We start from the raw sequence: 3,223 nt of genomic DNA, 5'->3' as shown, positions 1-3,223 counted from the left end.
ACCGGCAGCGGGCCCTGCTCAAACTCGCCGACGTCATCGAGGACAACGCCGACGAACTCGTGGCGATCGAAAGCGAGAACACCGGCAAGCCAATCGGGTTGACGACATCGGAGGAGATCCCGCAGGTGCTCGACCACCTCCGGTTCTTCGCCGGCGCCGCGCGGGTCCTCGAAGGCCGCGCCCAGGCCGAGTACATGCCGGGCTACACCTCCTCGGTGCGCCGCGAACCCGTCGGCCCGGTCGCCCAGGTGGCGCCGTGGAACTACCCGATGCTGATGCTGGTGTGGAAGTTCGCGCCGGCGCTGGCCGCCGGCTGCACGACGGTGCTCAAACCGTCGGACACCACGCCGGCGTCGGCGTTCTGGATGGTGGAGAAGATGCAGGAGATCTTTCCGCCCGGGGTGTGCAACCTGGTCTGCGGCGACCGCGACACCGGCGCGGAGCTCGTCGCGCATCCGGTGCCGCAGCTGGTGTCGATCACCGGCTCCGTCGGGGCCGGCATGGCCGTGGCGACCAGCGCGGCCAGGGACCTCAAGCGTGCGCACCTCGAACTCGGCGGCAACGCGCCGGTGGTCGTCTTCGACGACGCCGACATCGAGGCCACCGTGCGCGGCCTGACGGAGGCGGGTTACTTCAACGCCGGCCAGGACTGCACCGCGGCCACGCGCATGATCATCGGCGACGGCATCTACGACGAGTTCCTGGCGGTCATGTCGGACGCGGTGGGCCAGATCAAGACCGGCTACGACCCGGACGACGAGGACATCCTGTACGGGCCGATCAACAGCGAAAACCAGCTGGAGAAGGTCTCCGGGCTGGTGTCGGGCGCGCCGGAGCATGCCCGGGTTCTCACCGGGGGCCGCCGCAAGGACGGGGCCGGCTTCTTCTACGAGCCCACCCTGATCGCCGACCTGCGCCAGGACGACGAACTGGTCGCGACCGAGATCTTCGGTCCGGTGATGACCGCGCAGCGGTTCGGCGACGAACGCGAGGCCGTCGCGCTGGCCAACGGCACCGAATACGGGCTCGCGTCATCGGTGTGGACGCGGAATGCCGACACCGCGGCGCGCATGGCGGCGCAGCTGGACTTCGGCTGCGTGTGGGTCAACGCCCACATCCCGCTGGTGGCCGAGATGCCGCACGGCGGCTTCAAGCACTCCGGGTACGGCAAGGACCTGTCGCTGTACGGGTTGGAGGACTACACCCGGATCAAACACGTCATGCACTACCACGGGTTCACGGGCTGAGCCGGGGACCCGCGGGACGAAACATCACCAGGACCAGCCCGGCCGCGAACACCGTCGCGGCCTCCCACGGGAACCGCCCGTTCGGGGCGAAGCCGTTGGCCGACAGGAACTCGAGGCCGTAGACCGTCATCGCGGCGCCGGCCAGCGTGACAGCTTCGCCCCAGCGGCGGGGGAGACGGACGCCCAGCGTGGGGAGCGGGGCACCGAAAATCCTTCGCTGCCAAGCCAACAGGACCATCTCGGCGCCGGTCACCACACTCAGGATGGCGACCCACGCCAGTCGGGCCAGCCACCACGCCGCCGATCCCTCGACCGGTTGCGGCAACAGCCCGGCCGGGTAGCCGACGACCGCGACGATCACGACCGGGATCATGTGCCACAAATAGAGCGCCATCACGTTGGTGTTGGCGACCGACAGCGCGCGCCGCGCCCGGGCGGCGCGCAGCGCCCGGTTGACCGCCGGGGCGAGCGCGATCGCCAGCCCGGCCTCGGTGCAGCCGAACGCCAGCAGCGCCACGGTCGGCGGCGTGGTGTTCTCGACGGCCTGGCCGGGGACGCCGATCATGCTGACGGGATATCCGCCCGGCCCGATCAGCAGTGCCAGCGCGAGCGCCGACCCGGCCGCGAGCAACAGCGGCCTGGGCCCGCCCAGCAGGCCGCCGTGCCAAGCGATTCCGAGCTGGTAGAGCAGCCCCCAGCAGAACACGTAGTTCAGCCATCCGAGGTGGGGAATGTGGCCGTGCACGGAGGCGGCGTCGATCGCGATGACCCCCACCGCCAGCGCCGCCGGCACCCGAAGACCCCAACGCCTTTGCGCGGCAACCGCGATGGGGGTCAGCGACACCACGATCATGTAGATGGCGAGGAACCACAGGTGCATGGCCACCGCCCAGCCGGCGTAGTCGAGCAGGGAGCCGGACACACCGAGGAATTCCGCTACCGCCACGGCGGCCCACAGCGGCGCGACGTAGACCGCCGTCGGCCCGAGGACGCGGGCCAGCCGATGCCGGGTCCACGCGTGCCGCGAGAAGTCGTCGCCGGCGCGCCGGTGCGTCCAGGAGATGCCACCGGCATAGCCGGCGACCAGGAAGAACACCGGAACGGCCTGGAAGCACCACGTCAGCCACTGGGTCCACGGAATATCGACCAGCGGATTCTGGCGGCCGAAATGTCCGTCCTGGTACGTCACCGACCCGGCCAGCCAATGTCCCAGCACGATCAGCACCACACCGGAGACCCGGTAGAAGTCGACGGCGAGATTGCGCACCGGCCGCGTGGTGGCGACGTCCATCAGGTCTCCGAAAGGTCCATACGGTGCACGCCGGTCACGGTACCCGCGCCGTGGCCCGAAGTCGCCCGCGGCAGAATGACTTCATGAAACAAGCGAATCTCGGTGGCCTCGGTGTCGGTCGCATCGGCCTGGGCGCGATGGGCATGTCCGTGGCCTACGCCGGCGCGGGCAGCGACGACGCGGAGTCCGTCCGCACCATTCATCGCGCCATCGATCTCGGCGTCACGCTCATCGACACCGCCGAGGTGTACGGCCCCTACGTCAACGAGGAGCTCGTCGCGCGCGCCCTGCAGGGCCGTCGCGACCGGGTCGTGCTGGCCACCAAGTTCGGTCTGCTCTCCCACACCGGCCGCGACGGCCTGGACAGCAGCCCCGCCAATGTCCGCATCGCCGTGGACGGTTCGCTCAAGCGGCTGGGGACCGACCACATCGACCTCTGTTATCAACATCGGCTGGACCGCGGCACCCCGATCGAGGAGACGATGGGGGCGTTGTCCGAGCTGGTGGCCGCCGGAAAGGTCCGGCACATCGGCCTGTCCGAGGTCGGGGTGAACACGATCCGCCGGGCGCACGCCGTGCACCCCGTCGCGGCCGTGCAATCGGAGTACTCGATCTGGACCCGCGACCCCGAGGACGGGGTACTGGCCGTGCTGCGTGAACTCGGGATCGGCTTCGTCGCCTACTC

Annotated in this window: 3 protein-coding genes; 2 read left to right on the top strand and 1 reads right to left on the bottom strand. The window is 69.8% G+C overall.

Annotated features, from left to right (window positions below; all coding sequences use genetic code 11):
• The coding region (locus tag AC2VOR_RS14195) for a gamma-aminobutyraldehyde dehydrogenase (protein WP_486963983.1) at positions 1–1,247 on the top strand (1,247 nt) is incomplete at its 5' end.
• Here AC2VOR_RS14195 and AC2VOR_RS14190 read toward each other — a convergent pair.
• Complete coding sequence (locus AC2VOR_RS14190; RefSeq protein WP_369741601.1) at positions 1,237–2,541, bottom strand: acyltransferase family protein; 1,305 nt, start codon at positions 2,539–2,541, stop codon at positions 1,237–1,239. The genes AC2VOR_RS14195 and AC2VOR_RS14190 overlap by 11 nt on opposite strands.
• 80 nt (positions 2,542–2,621) lie before the next feature.
• Between AC2VOR_RS14190 and AC2VOR_RS14185 the strand changes: the two genes are divergently transcribed.
• Positions 2,622–3,223: aldo/keto reductase (locus tag AC2VOR_RS14185; protein WP_486963982.1), on the top strand; the 602-nt coding region annotated here is incomplete at its 3' end.

It is taken from the genome of Mycobacterium sp. TH-M103, assembly GCF_057473785.1.
The sequence above is the reverse complement of the archived record's forward strand: the minus strand, read 5'-3'. Positions and strand labels throughout refer to the sequence as shown.